The organism is Fructilactobacillus sp. X2R6C1, assembly GCF_059901295.1.
Window position 1 is genome coordinate 228,689 of record NZ_JBWXUZ010000001.1, and the last position, 16,474, is coordinate 245,162.

General features: G+C 40.2%; 15 protein-coding genes. 5 read left to right on the plus strand and 10 right to left on the minus strand.

The window, feature by feature from the left end; genetic code table 11:
- Positions 1 to 18 precede the first annotated feature (18 nt).
- Positions 19 to 621: a matrixin family metalloprotease gene (locus tag AC6UDF_RS01130; RefSeq protein ID WP_500693459.1), complete on the minus strand. Its 603-nt coding sequence runs from the start codon at positions 619 to 621 to the stop codon at positions 19 to 21.
- 128 nt (positions 622 to 749) lie between these two features.
- Positions 750 to 1,550, minus strand: coding sequence for a type I methionyl aminopeptidase (gene map / locus AC6UDF_RS01135; protein ID WP_500693460.1), 801 nt, complete (start codon positions 1,548 to 1,550; stop codon positions 750 to 752).
- A 393-nt stretch (positions 1,551 to 1,943) separates the two neighbouring features.
- Here map and AC6UDF_RS01140 point away from each other — a divergent pair, with 393 nt between their 5' ends.
- From AC6UDF_RS01140 to AC6UDF_RS01160, 5 genes are all read left to right on the plus strand, one after another.
- On the plus strand, positions 1,944 to 2,720 hold the full coding sequence (locus tag AC6UDF_RS01140; RefSeq protein WP_500723743.1) for a hypothetical protein: 777 nt from the start codon (positions 1,944 to 1,946) through the stop codon (positions 2,718 to 2,720).
- A gap of 18 nt (positions 2,721 to 2,738) precedes the next feature.
- A complete protein-coding gene (locus AC6UDF_RS01145; RefSeq protein ID WP_500693462.1) occupies positions 2,739 to 3,770 on the plus strand; it encodes a WxL protein host-binding domain-containing protein in 1,032 nt (343 codons plus the stop codon).
- 25 nt (positions 3,771 to 3,795) lie between these two features.
- Positions 3,796 to 6,777, plus strand: a complete 2,982-nt coding sequence (locus AC6UDF_RS01150; protein ID WP_500693463.1) for a pectate lyase-like adhesive domain-containing protein — start codon at positions 3,796 to 3,798, stop codon at positions 6,775 to 6,777.
- A gap of 85 nt (positions 6,778 to 6,862) precedes the next feature.
- Positions 6,863 to 7,909 (plus strand): WxL protein host-binding domain-containing protein, encoded by a 1,047-nt coding sequence (locus AC6UDF_RS01155; protein ID WP_500693464.1) that lies wholly within the window; start codon positions 6,863 to 6,865, stop codon positions 7,907 to 7,909.
- A gap of 134 nt (positions 7,910 to 8,043) precedes the next feature.
- Complete coding sequence (locus tag AC6UDF_RS01160; RefSeq protein ID WP_500693465.1) at positions 8,044 to 8,850, plus strand: alpha/beta hydrolase; 807 nt, start codon at positions 8,044 to 8,046, stop codon at positions 8,848 to 8,850.
- 50 nt (positions 8,851 to 8,900) lie between these two features.
- Here AC6UDF_RS01160 and AC6UDF_RS01165 read toward each other — a convergent pair whose 3' ends face one another.
- The 8 genes from AC6UDF_RS01165 to AC6UDF_RS01200 all read right to left on the minus strand — a co-directional run bounded on the left by AC6UDF_RS01165 (position 8,901) and on the right by AC6UDF_RS01200 (position 16,418).
- Positions 8,901 to 9,068 (minus strand): hypothetical protein, encoded by a 168-nt coding sequence (locus AC6UDF_RS01165; RefSeq protein ID WP_010022596.1) that lies wholly within the window; start codon positions 9,066 to 9,068, stop codon positions 8,901 to 8,903.
- A gap of 38 nt (positions 9,069 to 9,106) precedes the next feature.
- Positions 9,107 to 11,035, minus strand: a complete 1,929-nt coding sequence (locus tag AC6UDF_RS01170) for a M13 family metallopeptidase (RefSeq protein WP_500693466.1) — start codon at positions 11,033 to 11,035, stop codon at positions 9,107 to 9,109.
- A gap of 91 nt (positions 11,036 to 11,126) precedes the next feature.
- Positions 11,127 to 12,035 (minus strand): glycine betaine ABC transporter substrate-binding protein, encoded by a 909-nt coding sequence (locus AC6UDF_RS01175; RefSeq protein WP_500693467.1) that lies wholly within the window; start codon positions 12,033 to 12,035, stop codon positions 11,127 to 11,129.
- Positions 12,035 to 12,916, minus strand: coding sequence for an ABC transporter permease (locus AC6UDF_RS01180; RefSeq protein ID WP_500693468.1), 882 nt, complete (start codon positions 12,914 to 12,916; stop codon positions 12,035 to 12,037). Before AC6UDF_RS01180 ends, AC6UDF_RS01175 begins: the two co-directional genes overlap by 1 nt.
- Entirely contained in the window at positions 12,916 to 14,124 is a 1,209-nt protein-coding gene (locus AC6UDF_RS01185) for a quaternary amine ABC transporter ATP-binding protein (RefSeq protein WP_500696488.1), read from the minus strand. Before AC6UDF_RS01185 ends, AC6UDF_RS01180 begins: the two co-directional genes overlap by 1 nt.
- Before the next feature lie 205 nt (positions 14,125 to 14,329).
- Entirely contained in the window at positions 14,330 to 15,034 is a 705-nt protein-coding gene (locus AC6UDF_RS01190; RefSeq protein WP_500693470.1) for a VIT1/CCC1 transporter family protein, read from the minus strand.
- 11 nt (positions 15,035 to 15,045) lie between these two features.
- Positions 15,046 to 15,735 (minus strand): VIT1/CCC1 transporter family protein, encoded by a 690-nt coding sequence (locus AC6UDF_RS01195; RefSeq protein WP_500700839.1) that lies wholly within the window; start codon positions 15,733 to 15,735, stop codon positions 15,046 to 15,048.
- A gap of 158 nt (positions 15,736 to 15,893) precedes the next feature.
- Positions 15,894 to 16,418 (minus strand): Fur family transcriptional regulator, encoded by a 525-nt coding sequence (locus tag AC6UDF_RS01200; RefSeq protein ID WP_500699208.1) that lies wholly within the window; start codon positions 16,416 to 16,418, stop codon positions 15,894 to 15,896.
- Positions 16,419 to 16,474 lie beyond the last annotated feature (56 nt).

A 16,474-nucleotide genomic window follows, 5' to 3' on the forward strand; every position in this document is an offset into this window, starting at 1 on the left:
CATCCCTTTAAAATTGTTTTATTTTTCATTGTACAGGTTTTTTAAACCATGAATGTCACTAAGACCAATCTGATTAGGATCAAGTGAATTATAGTAGGTGTCATTTGGGAACATGATACTTTCTTGAGCGTGATTGTGCTTAAGCCCCATTGCATGACCAAATTCGTGTTCGGTTGTTAGTAGTTGCTGCTTGTAAGTGTATTCCATGTTGCTCATTACCCGCGGATTGAGCGTGATTTTGGCACCTGACTGATAAGTGTGATTTTTAACGTTGACGGTTTTAGTGAGATTTAAAGTAACTCCAGCGTACCGATTGCCCTTCCAGAAGCCAGTATTACTATTGGTAGTACCAATGGTTGTCGGAACTTTGGTTTTGGAACGAATCCAGGTAAAAGCGTGCGTTTTATTCCAGTTTCTGGCAGCTTGTTCAATGATAGTTTGGTACGATTGGGGAGTTCCTCTCCGAATATAGTATTTGGCGGTGGGGTGTTCATAACGAAAACCAATGTTAGGGTCAACTTTCTGATCAGCTTCAGTGGTCGAGCTCGTGAGAGAACTAAAGGCAATCATTGAAATTAATAATACCATTAGGGTTCCCACAATTTTGATTGATTTTTTCATTTTTGGTCCACCTTTCATTCCTGATTTAGTCTGAAACAAATCCATCTTAGCATAGCGAAACAGGATGGAGAATAAAAAAAGAAATGGGTCCGAAATTCTTAATGATTTCGGATCCATTTTAATTACTTTTATTTTTTGAACATGTATTTAGCGTCAGCAACGTGATCCTGAGAAGTGAGAATTTTAGGACCATCTTCGGTGATTGCTAAGGTGTGTTCGTATTGAGCTGAGTATGAACCATCTTGGCTAACGTAATAGGTCCAATCGTCTTTTTTATCATAGTCATCTTTGATTTTCCAAGTACCGAGGTTAACCATTGGTTCAATGGTAATGGTCATGCCCGGTCTGAGACGCATTCCATGACCGGCAACCCCATAAGCTGGAACAGCTGGATCTTCATGAATGGAAGGCTGGATGCCATGTCCAATTAATTCTCGGACATCACCCATATGGTTTTCGTCTTCAACGTAGTGTTGAATGGCAGCACCAATGTCTCCAATTCGATTACCAACTTGAGCTTGGTCAATGCCAAGGTAAAGTCCCCTTTTAGTAACTTCCATGAGTTTCTTGATCTTAGGTGAGACTTCACCAACCGCGTATGACCAGCAGGAGTCACTTTCAAAACCGTCCTTATTGACACACATGTCAACTTTGACAATGTCGCCTTCCTTTAATTTTAAGCCCCGACGCGGGATTCCATGGGCAACTTCATTGTTGATTGAGATGCAAGTCCCGTAGTTATAGCCGTCAAAGCCCTTTTCTGATGGAGTAGCCCCGTGGTCAGTAATGTACTTGTCAGCGAATTCTTCAATTTCCCAAGTATCAACGCCCGGCTTAATGATTTTTTTCAAACCATTGTGGACACCAGCTAGAACTGCACCAGACTCGGCCATTTTTTTAATTTCACGATCTGATTTTAAAGTAATCAAGTGAATATCTCCTTTTATTAGTTGGATAAATTATTTTTTCTTCAATAATTAAAATTAAATAAAGCGTAAAAATAATTTTTAATTACCAAATTTAGTTAAAATCTCACACCTCTAATATATCACTACTGGGCCTATTATTTCTAATCATAAATTAACCGACGTCTTTGTGAAAGAACATCACATTTATTTTTATAAAATTTAAAGATTGATGGGGATCGTGTTACAATATCAATTAATTAAGTGATAAATTAATAATTATTCTAAAATATGAAGCAAGATATCTGGTTTAGTTAACAAGTTGTTGTTAAAGAAGATTACTTTTTATTCTTTGAGATAAAAGAGGCGACGAGTTTGGTAGCAAAAGTTAAATATGTAGGGCTTTTTCTATGCAGCATGGTTTTGTTAGTGTGCCTATTTTCCAGAGTTGTAAGAGCCGATGGGTTAGTTGATTACTCCCAAAATAATGATACCAACGTGGGCCTAAACGTGCAGGGAAGATTTAATGTTCCAATCATCAATCCCTTTACCCCAAGTGAAAATTCCAACATTGGTGCTAATGGAGCGGCTGGTGAGAATAATGATCAAGATGCCGTCGATTATGTCCCCAAAGATTTAACCTTTCAGGCTCTCAGTGACCCACATTTTGCGGATAGTCCGTTAACTTCAAGTGGCTCTAGCACGTCTAAAGATGGAAGTCAGAATAACTTTGTGTTTGTCCAAGTTCATGACTTTGGTGATACCGGACCAATGGAGTTAAAGGCCACGCTTGAAGCCGATGGGAATGGAAACGGGTTTGTTAACGGTGATGGAGATGCCCTTCCCGGAGCGTACATTGAATTAAAGAATACCCAACTGTTTCAATATGACATTGGGGATGCTGTGTACAATAATCTCTCACAACCAGCGTCACCAGACAACATTGGAACGACCACCATTACGACTGATGCAGATGCTCCGGTAATGTTGTCGAATACTAATAATGGCCCCGCTGATCAGTCAATGACTCCGGTTGGTTCGTTTGGCGTGTATGAATTAGCGTGGACGTTAGGAGATTTCCGTCTGGAAGTTCCGTTTAATAGTAATAGTTTTACTGGCTATGATAAAGTCCCTAGTCAAGATAATGAATACAACGGCACAATTGATTGGAATTATGCTCCTCAGGTTCACTAAAAAGTTAGGACCCTAATTATGAAAAAGTTCGTTAAATCACTATTAATCACGCTGATTGCTTTATTTATGGTGGTAGTCTTGGCCACTTTGACGACTTCGGCTGCTAGTATGAGCAGTACGGCCCCAATCCAGGTCAAGATTGATGACAATTATCATGTGTCACATGATAATTCATACTACCAGATTATAACTAACCAAGCACGTGATTATCCAATTGCTGTCTCGTTAACTAACTTAAGTAAAACCAACGCTTGTCAGATTAGCACTCGAGTTGATTCTGCGTCCACATCATCTAAGTTGGCGTTATTTTTTAATAATAATCAAAGTCAGTTTCGTGGATTACCCGTTAACATGCGCCAAGTGGTCTCATTTAATGAGTTAAGTGATCGTGATTTTCAGTTAGCTCCCAGGCAAACTCGGATCGTGAAAATGTCCCTCAACCTAAATAATGATAATTTTCGCGACTTTAATGGCGAAATCCTTGGTGCAGTAACTTTTACACAAGATGCGCCGGCAGTTAAAGGTGAGATTAATAATCAATTTTCTTACACCATCCCGATTGAAGTTAGAAAAGGGAAACCGCAAGGTAGTGAGATTAAGGCAACCAAAAACGATCTCAAGAAGGATGCTGTCAAACATGCAATGTTTACTTTTGGACTAGTAAATAAAAAACCGGCCATGTTGGATGACGTGAAAGCTAATGCAACGTTGAAGAACGTGACGTTCAATCAACTTATGACGAGTACCGACGAGATTAGAAGGGGTCAGATAGCCCCCAACAGTGAATTTGCGATCAAACAACCACTAAATAAACAATTATTGCCCGGTAGGTACGTTGCCACCGTTAATCTCAGTGGTAAGAATTCAGTTAATGAATCACCTAGTCACGTTAAATTACAAAGGGAATTTATCGTTAGTCCGGTTGACTACATCAGGACATTTTCAGATCGAACACTCTTGATTATGATCGGAATTATAGTTGCGTTAGGCCTGATTGTCACAATTTTGGCATCTCTAGTAATGTTTAATCATCGAAAACACAAGGTGTAAGTCTTAAATCAGGGAGGAATGAACGGTGAAAAAGGATAAATGGATCCAACGAGTAATTCTCGGTGGAGTGACCATATTATTTATAGTGGCTTGTACGATCCTATTCTTATATACAACGAGTTCAAATCGTTCTGCTTCAGTAAAGGCCGAAAGTAATCCTCAAACAGCTAGTCATGCTCATTCTGCTAGTCAAAGTAGTTCGTTTAAAAAGACAAGTTCAAATAGTGATAATCCGGATCAGGCGTCATCTGGAAACGACCAGAAGACAAAAACCTTAAGTAACCATGATATGGACCAAAAGAATGGTAAGTACACACAATTAATGCAAGAAAGTCAGAATGACGAAAGTGATTTTAAGGCGGGTAAGTACGTGCCAGCCACCAAGTTGTCGGCTGCGCAAATTAAAACGGCTGATTTATCGACTGTCTCGGTGGGCGACTGGAGTAGTTTTGTTGCGGCCATCCAGAATTCAAACGTCGATCATATTTTAATTGCAAATGATTTTGCCGCTCCTGATACCGGAATGCGACAGGTCCAGGCTGCTTCTCGTCTAAGTGGCAATCTGGTGGTCGACGGACAAGTTACCGCTTCTAATAGTAATCCGGACGATCAACACGTTAATGGTCCAACGGTTGATTTAGGCGGTAATAGTTTTGATTGGCATGGAAATAATAGAAGCAATTCGAATGGGACATCCCAGTTTCCAGACGTTCAGGTTAACAACTTGAACGTGTATGGTGGTAATTATTATGGGATGTTTTGTGATAGCAACGGTGGAATTCATGGTGATGTACAAACTTACACCAATTATTCGTATACTGGTTCCCAACCGTTTGTTAACTATGGTGGATTAGACGTTTTAAAGGGCCAAATCCGGTTGAACCAGGTTAATCGGTATTCAGCGATGGGGCGAACTAATACTAATATTTCCTTTGGTGGTCAACAACTGATGGAAGCATGTGCATTGTGGATTGCCGACAGTAATGACAGTTCCAATCCAACTAACGTTAAAACCACCAGTAATAACAATTCTTCTCTTCCTAATTTTGAAATTGGTGACTGGGGAGACGAACGATGGGATCAGCGGATTCAAAATGTTCCCACTAATCCTAATACTGGTCAACCCTTTAATCTGGGTCAGATTGCGATTGGTAACAATGTCAATGTCGATATGGATGCGACCGCTAAAAACTCAGTTGGTGGTGGTAATAGCAACAGTTCAGGTCAAACTTCTGGATTTGATCTGGGGCGTGGAAATAACCAAAATGACTTTAGTATTGGTAATTACTCCAAGGTTAATATTGATATGACGCCTGGTCATACGGCCATCACTTCTTATAATCGAGCAAATAGTAGTGCTCAATCTGGAATTAATATTGGGAGTTCAACCCTAACGGTCAATAGTAATCATGGTTACGGAAGCCCAGCAACTAATCGTCCAGGCATATTTGCTAACGGGGACATTACCTTTGCTCCTAATCAGGTTGCTGGACTTGACCCAGGTTCTGATCAACAGCCAACCTTAAACATTGATAAAAATGTTCAAAATAATGACTCAAGAATGGCAATTCAGTCGCTAACTGGGAACGTTGATTTACGTAAACTAGGGTATGGCGATCTGCGGATGAGTAATTATAGTCATCCGGTTAACGAACCAATTATTTCGGTTAATCGCGGTCGTACAACCGGGAGCAGACAAATTGAGTTTGGTGCTAATCAACCATTCTCAGCTTGGAACTTAACTAATTCTGATAATGACGGTTCGCCTCAGTGGAGTTGGGAACAATCACCGGCTAGTGGCTGGTCATATCCAAATGATACCTTTCAACCCACTTCGTTTGATCCATATCAATACTCTCGTTTAAAGGTGGGGACTTCCCAGTCTGAAGGTAACCTGCAGTTTGACCATTCATTAAATGATGCAAGGGATTCGAAGTACTCGTACCAGATTGACGGAACCGTCACGGATGACAACGGTGCTCCCTATGCAAATGCATATGTTAGTTTAACTGGTGATCCGAATATCCAACCCAATGTTGGTAACAACGATAGTATCCCAAATGATGGTTACGCCTTTGGATATCCAATGTTTCAACCCAAAGCTCCTGATAATATTTCCAAAAGGGAGTACGTCGCTAAGACTGATTCTAACGGGCACTTCAATTATACGTTGCCTAAAAGGAACGGACAGCAAACCTACCTGACTGCGAACGAAACCATTACGGCTTTTGCCGCTGGATATAATGATTCCAGCTGGTTTTACACGAAGGAGACCCCAGAACCAGTTGACGGTGTTAATAGCCCAGGGGTGATTAATCCATATCAACCGCAAACACAGGATGACAATGGCTTTCCACAAAATGTCGATCCGGGTGACCAAGTTGCGGGAGCTAACAACCCTGCTGACAATAATGATCCGGCAATGTTAAGACTCGACGCAGTTCCTCAAAGCATGCAATTTAACATGAACGGTGGGAATGCGTCACCGATTAATGGTCATTTGGCGGTTCCAATTTCTGAGCAGGGAACTTCGTTAGCTTACAATCCAAATAGTTCGAAGCCAGGGATCTTTACCCAGTTTACTAATTCTGTTGGTAGCGAAATAAATGATGACGGTTGGAACTTATCGGTTACGGCTACAGCAAATGATAATCAAGGAAACCTGTTAAATGATGCATCGTTACTTTTGGGTGGGTCCCCACTTGGTGATGGTTTTCTCCAAGAGTTAAGTACCCCAAGTGGCATGGGACTTGCGCAGTGGAATAAAACGGGAAACAATCTTTCCGACCTCATTAACTTTAATGGACAGGAAACCCCGATTGTCTCAAGTAATGATGTGAGTTTAGATAATTCAACCTATCAGACATTTTGGAATTTGGATAACATTAAATTGAACCTAGATGAAGAAGTTTTAAGGGATAATAAAGCGGGCCTTGGTGGCAATTCACAGAACTCTAGTGGAACGCTGACTTGGAACCTGTCGCACGGGCCTTCTGAGGGCGACTAATGATTAAGACGATGATAATTTAAGAATTGTTGTCGTCTTTTGTGCGTAATGAATGATTAAACTTGGAAATTGGAGTAGCGTTATAATGAAAATAGTTCAAAGATTAATGGTGATGATAGTTGCACTCGGTGCTTTTGTTCTTTTCTTCTTACTTGGAAGTATTTTTACCCAGGCCGATACACAAAATCAGGTCCCACTGGAAGTTCTTCCTCAGATAAAAGATGTGAAAGGCCAACAAAAAAGGGCTGATTATTTCGATATTAAGGCAACTCCTGGGATGAAACAACAGCTAAAAATCCAGTTGATTAACCGAAGCACTAACATGCCATTAAAGGTTAAATTGGGAGTTAATCCCGCTACTACTTCTGGAGCTCCTACGATTAGTTACGCTAATAAAGAGAAAACTAATAACCGTCAATTTCCGATTGAGAAGTTGGTAACTTTTGCTAAAACTTCCGATCAGTCGGTTTCACTTCAACCGCAACAAAAGCAAACCGTTGTTTTAAATCTAAATGTTCCGAATGACAGGCGATTTCAAGACTTCAAGGGAACCATTCTTGGTGGCCTTTACGTTGTCGAAGATAATGGCAACCAGTCGTCATCACCAGTCAATTCACTGTATTCATATTCGGTTGGAATTCAGTTAAAACACGGAAAACAACCTGCTAACATCAAAATGAATGGGATTAAGATGCTGAATGCTAGTAATCCTAATTTGATGGAAGTCAAGTTATCAAATGACAGAGCAGCGGTGCTTGGAAAAACCAAGATTAAGACTGACGTTACACCGATTAACAGTATGAATGCTTTAGACTCACATACAACTTTTGATGCCGTAATCGCGCCTAATAGTTCGTTTAATTACCTGGTTCCTAAGTCCGCTAACCAATTACCGAACGGACGCTATTTGCTTCACTTAAAAATTATTTCTAATGATCCTCAATTTAAGGGAACTAAGGTCTGGAACTTTACGCGTGGGTTTACTGTCAATAACCCAATTTCAGCGACTCATTCAATAAATAAAGCGGTTTCAAAGAGCATCTTCTGGTTGGTTATGTTAATATTGTTGTTGGGTATCATTGGTATCTGTCTTTATTTCTTTTTTGCCGGAAGAAAACAAGATGAGCTATAAATCTAATAAGACTATGTTTCATACACAATTGTGTATTATTATTTGGAAACCGGTGCTTGCGTGTTCCGGATTTTTTGTGCGGGATTTTTGTGTCACTGGGATTCCTAATTTATGAACAAAGGAAGAGTGATTTTTTGGAAAAAGCAGCAAAGAAAAACATTTTTTTATTTGCGATTGGAATTGCCATTGTTGTGGCTGGTTTTCTTTTTATTGAATTTGGGATCAACGTTGATGGTGTAAAGCGTGGCGAACACACCCCCATTTTATTTGTATCAGACCTAAATAAAACTTCCAAGGCTGCTAACCACCTGACGGTTACTTCTAGTCGTGAGGGCGGCGAGTATGCCATGAAGATTAATGTTTATCCGGACGGTAAGATTTATTACCATCCTAACGGAAATGTACACGCTAAGTATCCGATTATCAAGGTCAACTTTACCGACAATACTGCTTCCACGGTAATTCAGGCGAAGTGGCTGAATGAGATTCTCGTTCATTTAAATCATAAGTACCATTATCAACAATATAATGCTTTAGGATTTGGTTCTGGGAGTCTAACGATTTATCAGAACGCCGTGGCATATGGTCAAGAATCGAATCATATGCGACTGACTAAGTTCATATCAATTGGTGGACCATACAAGGGCATCATGCCGGTAACTGATGTTATGAACCATCGCTACCCGAAAGTTAGTGAATTAAAGGATGCCTCTAAGAGTTTTCCGAAAGGTGTGAGTGTCCTCAACGTTTACGGACAATTGAGCAAGACAAATAAATCTGACGGACGAGTTACTACTTCGTCTGCTCGTGAATTAAGAAAGCTTGTCCCGGGCTCTGACTATCAGGAAATTAAAGTAAGCGGAAGATCAGGTCAACACAGTAAGTTATTAAACAATCAGATGGCTTCAAGAATTATTGAAAGATTCCTGTTCGCTGAATAATCAAACAAAAAGCGAGATCACAAATTAATGTGATCTCGCTTTTGTTTTAATTAGAGTTGGTTAACGACACCTTTTTCAACGGCACGGCTTAATGCTTGAAGTTCGTTAATCTTTGATTCAATGAGGTATTGACCCTTAACTTCACTCTTGTCTTTAGCATCTTGTAATTGTTGGTCTAAGAATTGAATTTGTTTATCGATATAATCAGTAAGTTTCATATTATGCACTCCCATCTGTTCTATTTTTCACTTACATCCTACCAGATTTGAACTCGTTTATCAGGTTTTAAGTACATCTGATCTTTGGCGGTTACGTCAAAAGTTGTGTAAAAGTCATCAAGATTCTTAACTTGAACAGATGCCCGAAGTGGGGCAGGTGCATGCACGTCAATTGATAGTAATAGATTCTGGTATTCTGGGGTGGCTTTCATCCGCCAAATCCGACCCCAGTTGGTAAAGAACTGGTATAAGTCAGTATTATCACCATTTTTAGCGGCTTCTTCAGCACAGCTAAGACCACCCGCATCAGCGATATTCTCTGAAACGGTCAATTTACCGTTAACTTTACCACCCGCAAATGGAATGCCGTTGAATTCGTCAATCATTTTCTGGGCTAACTTGGAGAAGTGTTCGTGATCGGACTTGGTCCACCAATTATTCAGGTTACCATACTGGTCGAATAAAGAACCATTATTGTCAAAGGCGTGTGAAATTTCATGAGCCATAACCGCTCCGATTCCGCCATAATTAGCGCTTTCGGGTTGATCTAAACTGTAAAATGGTGCTTGTAGGATGGCAGCCGGGAAGACAATGATGTTTTTAAAGGGGTGATAGTAAGCATTCACGGTGTTGGCACTCATTTCCCAACGTTCTCGTTCCACTGGTTTGTTCCACTTTGAGAATTCGTCTTGGTTGGCAATTTTTTCAAAGTTAAGTAGGTTACTTAAAACCGTGCCACCATCTTTTTCCTCGGTAACGTGAAATTTCTTGTAAAGCGGATCTAATTCATCAGGATATCCGACTTGAACTCCAAGGGTAGAAAGCTTTTTAGTTGCCATCTTCTTAGTGTCGTCGCTTAACCATTGGTTGTTTGAAAGTCGGTTTTTATATACGTCGATCATACTATCAACCATTTGATGAACGTCAGCTTTGGCTTTTTCACCAAAGTATTTTTTACCGTAGTAGTCACCAACCACTTGATCAAAAGTTCCTGATGCAAGGTAGTAGGCGGCCTTCTTTTTATTAGTGGCTTCCTTCTTGCCTGAGAGCGATCTACTATAGGTCCCACCAACTACCCGGAATTCGTCTGAGAGAGCGCCACTGTACCCATTAAGTGTCTTCACAAGCATCCAGTCCTTCATAAGCTGGAAGTGAGATGAAGTTAAAAGTTCGGAAAGATTACTAAAGAATTGGGGTTCGGTGACGATGATCTTTTCAGGAAGGGTACCCACTAATTGGTTAATGGTTTCCTTTAGGTTCAAGGCATTGGTTGACCGAGCTAATTCGTCGGTACTTTCTGGGTTGTACATTTTACTGTAGTCAGCAGCTTCTTCAGCTGACTTGACGTTTGGGGCGATTAAGCGATCAAATTCAACCGCATTTTCAACGATCTTTTGACTGTCGTTCTCACTATATCCAGCCATTTCAAATAACTTGGTGGTCATTTTAATGAAGATTGGCATTAAGGTTTTGGCCGCTTCATTATCTTTTTCGTAGTAAGTTTTATCTGGCATAAAAAGGGAAGGTCCACTCGCAAAGAGGGCGTTCACTTTCGCATTCTTCATGTCAGGATCAAGTCCCAATGAAAATGGGGTTGGGAGTCCAGAAAGGATCCAATCGGGGAGCTGATCGTTTAAATCATTGTAATTTTCCAGATTACTGATTCGGTCAAGGACTGGCTTTAAAGGCTTAACACCATCTTCATCACGCTTTTTGAAGTTATTAGTCATGTTATAGAACTTTTTGTATTCCTCGAGTTCAGGGGTTTTAGCAGGTAACTTTCCACTTGATAGGTCGGCTGAATCCTTCATTAAGGTCTTGTCGATATCATCAACTAGATCCATGAAACCACCGGTTGACGAGTGATCAGACGGGATGGTTGCTTGTTTAATCCATGCTCCATTAATGGCGTCATAGAAGTCGGTTTTTAGTTCCGACTTATCAATTGGAAATTCTTTGTTAGTCATAGTCATTGTCCTTTCGAATTTTTTCTCATAATTAAATGGTATCAAAAAAGTCTCATGAATGTTGTTCATGAGACTCATTTTTTTCGATTATTTATTTTTTTAGGTCTTCAATTGAGTTAACGTTCTTCATGTACTTCGGAACAGCTAAGCCAACTTTAGCCTTGTCAATACTGGTACCAACGATTTCAACGTTGTTTTTGTACTTCTTGTACATCGGTGCCATCGTTGTTGGCAACCAACCAGCAGTTGAAGCATCGGCCGATCCAGTTGAAAGGGCCGTCCACATTGGTTGAGCTTCCATTGCTGAAAGGGTTGGTTTATAACCCTTCATCCGTAGCAGTTGAGCAACCACGTTGGATGATGACAATTCAGAGTCCCAGGAAACGAGGACCAGTTTAACGGGTTGACCGTGTCCCTCAGGAACACCGTTAAGCCACTGTTTAACTAGTTCGGGGTGTTTATTGATGAATTCTTTTGATGCTTTTTCAGCATTTTCACCCTTATCAATCTTAAACATGACTTCACTCATTAATTCGTCGTTCCAGTGGAATTGTCTGAGAAGTTTTGTTGCCCCAGGATTTTTCTTTTCAAATCCCTTGTGGATGATAGTTTGAATGTGTTCACCCTTACCATAGGCGTTCTTTGGATCTTTTAAGAACTTGATAGGATACTTTTGAAACATCCAGTGCGGGGTCCAACCAGTAATTACGATTGGTTGTTTGTACTTGAGCGCTTTATCAAGAGATGAAAGCATGGCAGCAGTAGAACTAGCCTGAAGTTGCCATTTTTCTTTCTTAAGTCCATAGGTGTTTAACGCCTTGGTGGTTGATGACATGATTCCGGCTCCGGAATCAATTCCGGTTATTGTGTAGTTAACTTGTGGTCCAACTTTAGCGTTGGGATTGTACTTTGGTGGATTTACACTACATGCGGTTAGAGTTACCGCTAAAAGTAACGCGGAAGTGATTCCTAGAATCCATTTTGTAAATTTTTTATTCATTATTTATTTGCTCTTGCATCAGCTTTATTGGCACCACCAAGGCCTTTACTGATTTTATCAAGAACAATGGCAAGAATAACGATTGCGATACCCGCTGCAAAACCAGTACCAACATCATTTCTACCAACGGCAAAGTAAACGGCTTCTCCAAGCCCCATTGTACCGATCATTGAAGCAATAACTACCATTGAGAGGGCAAGCATGATTCCCTGGTTAATCCCTGACATAACGGTTGGTTTTGCTAGTGGGAACTGAACTTTGAAGAGTTTTTGCCATGCGGTACAACCAAATGATTCCGATACTTCAAGGTATTCACTTGGGACTTGTCTAATTCCAAGGTTGGTCATGTTGACGATTGGTGGAATTGAGAAGATTACGGAAGCAAATACACCAGGAACTTGACCGATTCCGAATAAAGCAACGGCAGGGATCAAGTAAACGAAAGCTGGCATGGTTTGAAGAAATGACATGATTGGACTCACAATGGTTTCCACAATTTTACTTTTAGCCATCCACGTTCCAAGTGGAACTCCAATGATGACGATTAAAAGGCAGGTTGTCAGAACCAAGTCCAAAGTTTGAGTCATGTCCCGCCAGTATCCTTGGTTCCAGATTAAAAGGAAGCCAAGAAGTTCAAAGAGCATGAAGCCCCAGTGCTTTGTTTTGCGAAATAAGAACCATGTTCCAAGTAGGATAATGACAATAAACAACCAAATTGGGATAATGTCAAAAACCCATTGGATTCCGTTCATAACGGTATTTAAGAAAAGCGTAATTGCATTAAAGAAACCAGCAAATCCAGTTAACCAAGCAAAAAAGTCATTGACCCACTTGGCAATGGGAATTGCACCAATGCTAGCGATAGATAACAAACTATTCATTAGTTATCTCCTCCTTTCTTCGTAGCCATGGCATCAAGAACGGCACTTCTTAAAATAATACCCTTCAGATGTTTTTCGTCATCAACCACCGCGTATGGGATTGGTGATTTAGAGATGGCATTGAACAAGTCACCGATTGGTGTACTTGGAGCAGTAGTTGGAACATTTGTTTTTAATGCGATGTGAAGATCTTTTTCGTGTTTATCAATCATTTCGTTGACGTCATCAGCGTCGACAATTCCAACGAAGTGGTCTTGTGAATCAACAACAAAGATACTTGAGATTTGGTCTTCCTTCATCCGACGAAGGGCTAACTTAGGACCGTCTTTTTCGATATTAACGGTATTTGGCTTAACCATGACGTTGTATGCGGTAAGAATCTTAGAACGATCAACGTTTTCGATGAATTTCTTAACGTAATCATTTTTAGGATGATCAAGTAAGTCTTCTGGTGTATCAACTTGAATGACGTCGCCATCGTGCATCATCATGATCCGATCACCAACTCTTAGTGCTTCATTTAGGTCATGGCTGATAAAGATAATGGTTTTATGCAACTTCCGTTGTAGTTCCAATAATTCATTCTGCATTTCCCGCCGATTCAATGGGTCAAGAGCTGAGAAAGCTTCGTCCATCAAAAGAATATCAGGATCATTAGTGATGGCACGTGCTAAACCAACTCGTTGTTGCATTCCACCAGATAGTTCAGTTGGATAACTATCGTCGTATCCGTGAAGACCCACCATCTCTAGTGATTCGTGGGCCTTTTTTTCACGTTCTTCTTTGTCAACGTCTTGAACTTCAAGTCCAAAAGCAGCATTTTCAAGGATGGTACGGTTAGGAAGTAAGCCAAAACCTTGAAATACCATACTCATTTTTTTACGACGAAGGTTAAGTAATTGTTTCTTATCAAACTTCATGATGTCTTCTCCATCTAAGTAGATGGATCCAGAAGTAGGGTCAATCAAGCGATTAAACATTCTTAACATGGTTGACTTACCCGAACCAGATAGTCCCATGATAACGAAAATTTCGTTGTTTTTAATTGAGAAGTTAGCATTATCAACTCCAACTGTACTACCAGTTTCTTCAAGAATTTGAGCCTTATCTTCTCCCTTAGATAAAAGTTCTTGTGCTTTTTTAATATGAGGACCAAAGATTTTAGTGATGTGATCAACTTTGATTTTTTCATTATTATTTTGAGCCACAGAACTCCTCCTTTCGATTAACACTGACAATTAAAGTAAAAATATCTACATTAACCAACTTAACAAGTACAACCGTATATGTCAACTTTTCTACCATTTATAAAGCGCGGCACACCGGTTTTTACGGGTTCTATGTCCTTACTCTGATGTAGGTTCTCGTAATGTAATTTTATTTTAAAATTAATGTTAAAAGATGAGAAATGTGTTAGAAGAATTGTCCGATCCCATAGTGAATGATCATGGTAATGATTCCCACGATGACGTTTCTAATTACCGCAATCTTCACCAGACCATTCCCAAGTTCGGCACTTAAGAATCCGGTGATAGCTACAGCAATGATGACAGCGATGATAGTTCCAGGCCACTGAAGTCCGACGGGAAGCAGCGTCATGGCAAGTAGTGGGAGAATTCCACCAAGTGCAGCAGAACACAGCGACGAGAAAGCGGCACTCCACGGACTTAGATATTTCCCTAACTGAAGGTCATATTTGACGCTCACTACCGTTTCAAGCGGTTTTTTTGATAATAAATCCTTTGCAATTTTAGTTGCCGTTTCTTTACTAACCCCACGGCTCATGTAAAATTGAACGACACTTGCCATTTCATCATCGAAATTGGTTTTTAAAAGCTTGCTTTCGGTTTTAACGGCCGCTTCCTCAGTGTCACGTTGGGAACTTACTGAAGCATATTCTCCTCCTGCCATTGAAAAGGCACAGGCAAGCAGATCCGATAGTCCGGCAATGAAAATGGTGAGGGGATTCGTAGTAGCTACGGCAACTGAAAAAAGGACTCCAACGACGGTGAGAATTCCGTCATTTGATCCGAGAACGCCGGCACGGAGATTGTTCAATTTCTCATCCATGGTATTGTCGTTATTATCTTTTAGTTGTTTCTTTAAATGAAGACGCATCTGCTTACCTCCTAAAATGCTAATCCGACTAAACGACCAACAAGATAGGCAACGGTCATGGTTACTAACCCCGAAATGACGTTTCGTATTAGTGATTTAGTCCGGTTAGCGTTTCCAAGAATGGCAGCAACGTATCCGGTGATTGAAAGTGCCAAGACGATGGCAATGTAGGTCCCAAGCACGCGATATTGCGCTGGTGCAACGAAAATGGTTACCAGGGGAAGAATTGATCCAGTTGGAAACGAGATCATTGATGCGATGGCAGCGGCATAAGGATTAGTGAAATCATTTCGATCAAATGAATATTTTTCACGAACCACGGTAGTGAGGGGGTCCTTTTGCATCATTTCGGAAGTGGCTCTTTCGGCCAGGGCGTTTGCCATTCCGGTTTTAAGGTACTTATTTTTAACGAAGTTAAACTCGTCATCATAATGATTTTTAAGGCCTTGTTTAACAAGATCAATTGCCTGACGTTGTGAATCCTTCTGGGTGTTAACCGAGACGTATTCTCCCATCGTCATGGATACCGTTCCAGCAAGCATTCCCGCTAAACCTGAGATTAGAATTGCCCAATTACTAGTTGATGCACCAGCGACCCCTAGGACAATTCCAGCAACCGATAGGATCCCATCATTGGCACCCATAACACTAGCCCGCAAAACGTTGATTTTCTGGGCAAGCGATGTTTTCATTTTTGACATAACTGACTCCTCCAGTTTATAATGATTATAATCTAGCTCAACTACTATTTTACCGCAATAACTTGACATAGTAAACACGAAAGAGAAATTAGGCATAAAAAAAGCACCATGAACAAATGTCATGGTGATCGATTTTTGAAATAAAATTAGTTTTTTAATTAGTCTTTTGATGAAGTTTTGGACATTTCAACAACTTTTTGGTTGTTGCTCTTGTTTTGACTCTGTTGGTCCTTTTCCTTTGCTTGACATTCTTTACAAATTCCATGAACTTCAACGTTTGAAACTGATGGATCAAATCCAACCTGCTTGGTTGCGTCCTGTAAGTCTTTATCAATTTGCTTGAACTTTGGATCATCAATATCAATAATTTTTCCACAGGTATCACAAATGGCGTGAAAATGGGGATGACTGTAAAAGTCATAGCGATATCCACCATCTGGATTTGGCAATTCAATCACGATTCTAAGCTTTTTAAATAAACGTAAGTTATTGTAAACAGTTGCCATACTTAGGTTGGGAAAGGTTTCTTCCAAAAAATGGAAGATGGTCTCAACCGAAGGATGGTTATTGTGATCGATAAGGTACTTTAAAATAATTTGTCGTTGCGGGGTAATTCGGACATTGTTACTTTTAAGAATGTCCATGGCTTTCCCATACGCTTCTTTCTTCTCTTTTTCATTCATAAATATGCACTCCCATACATTATAATGTTACTCTTTTATTTCAATAATCATTCTAG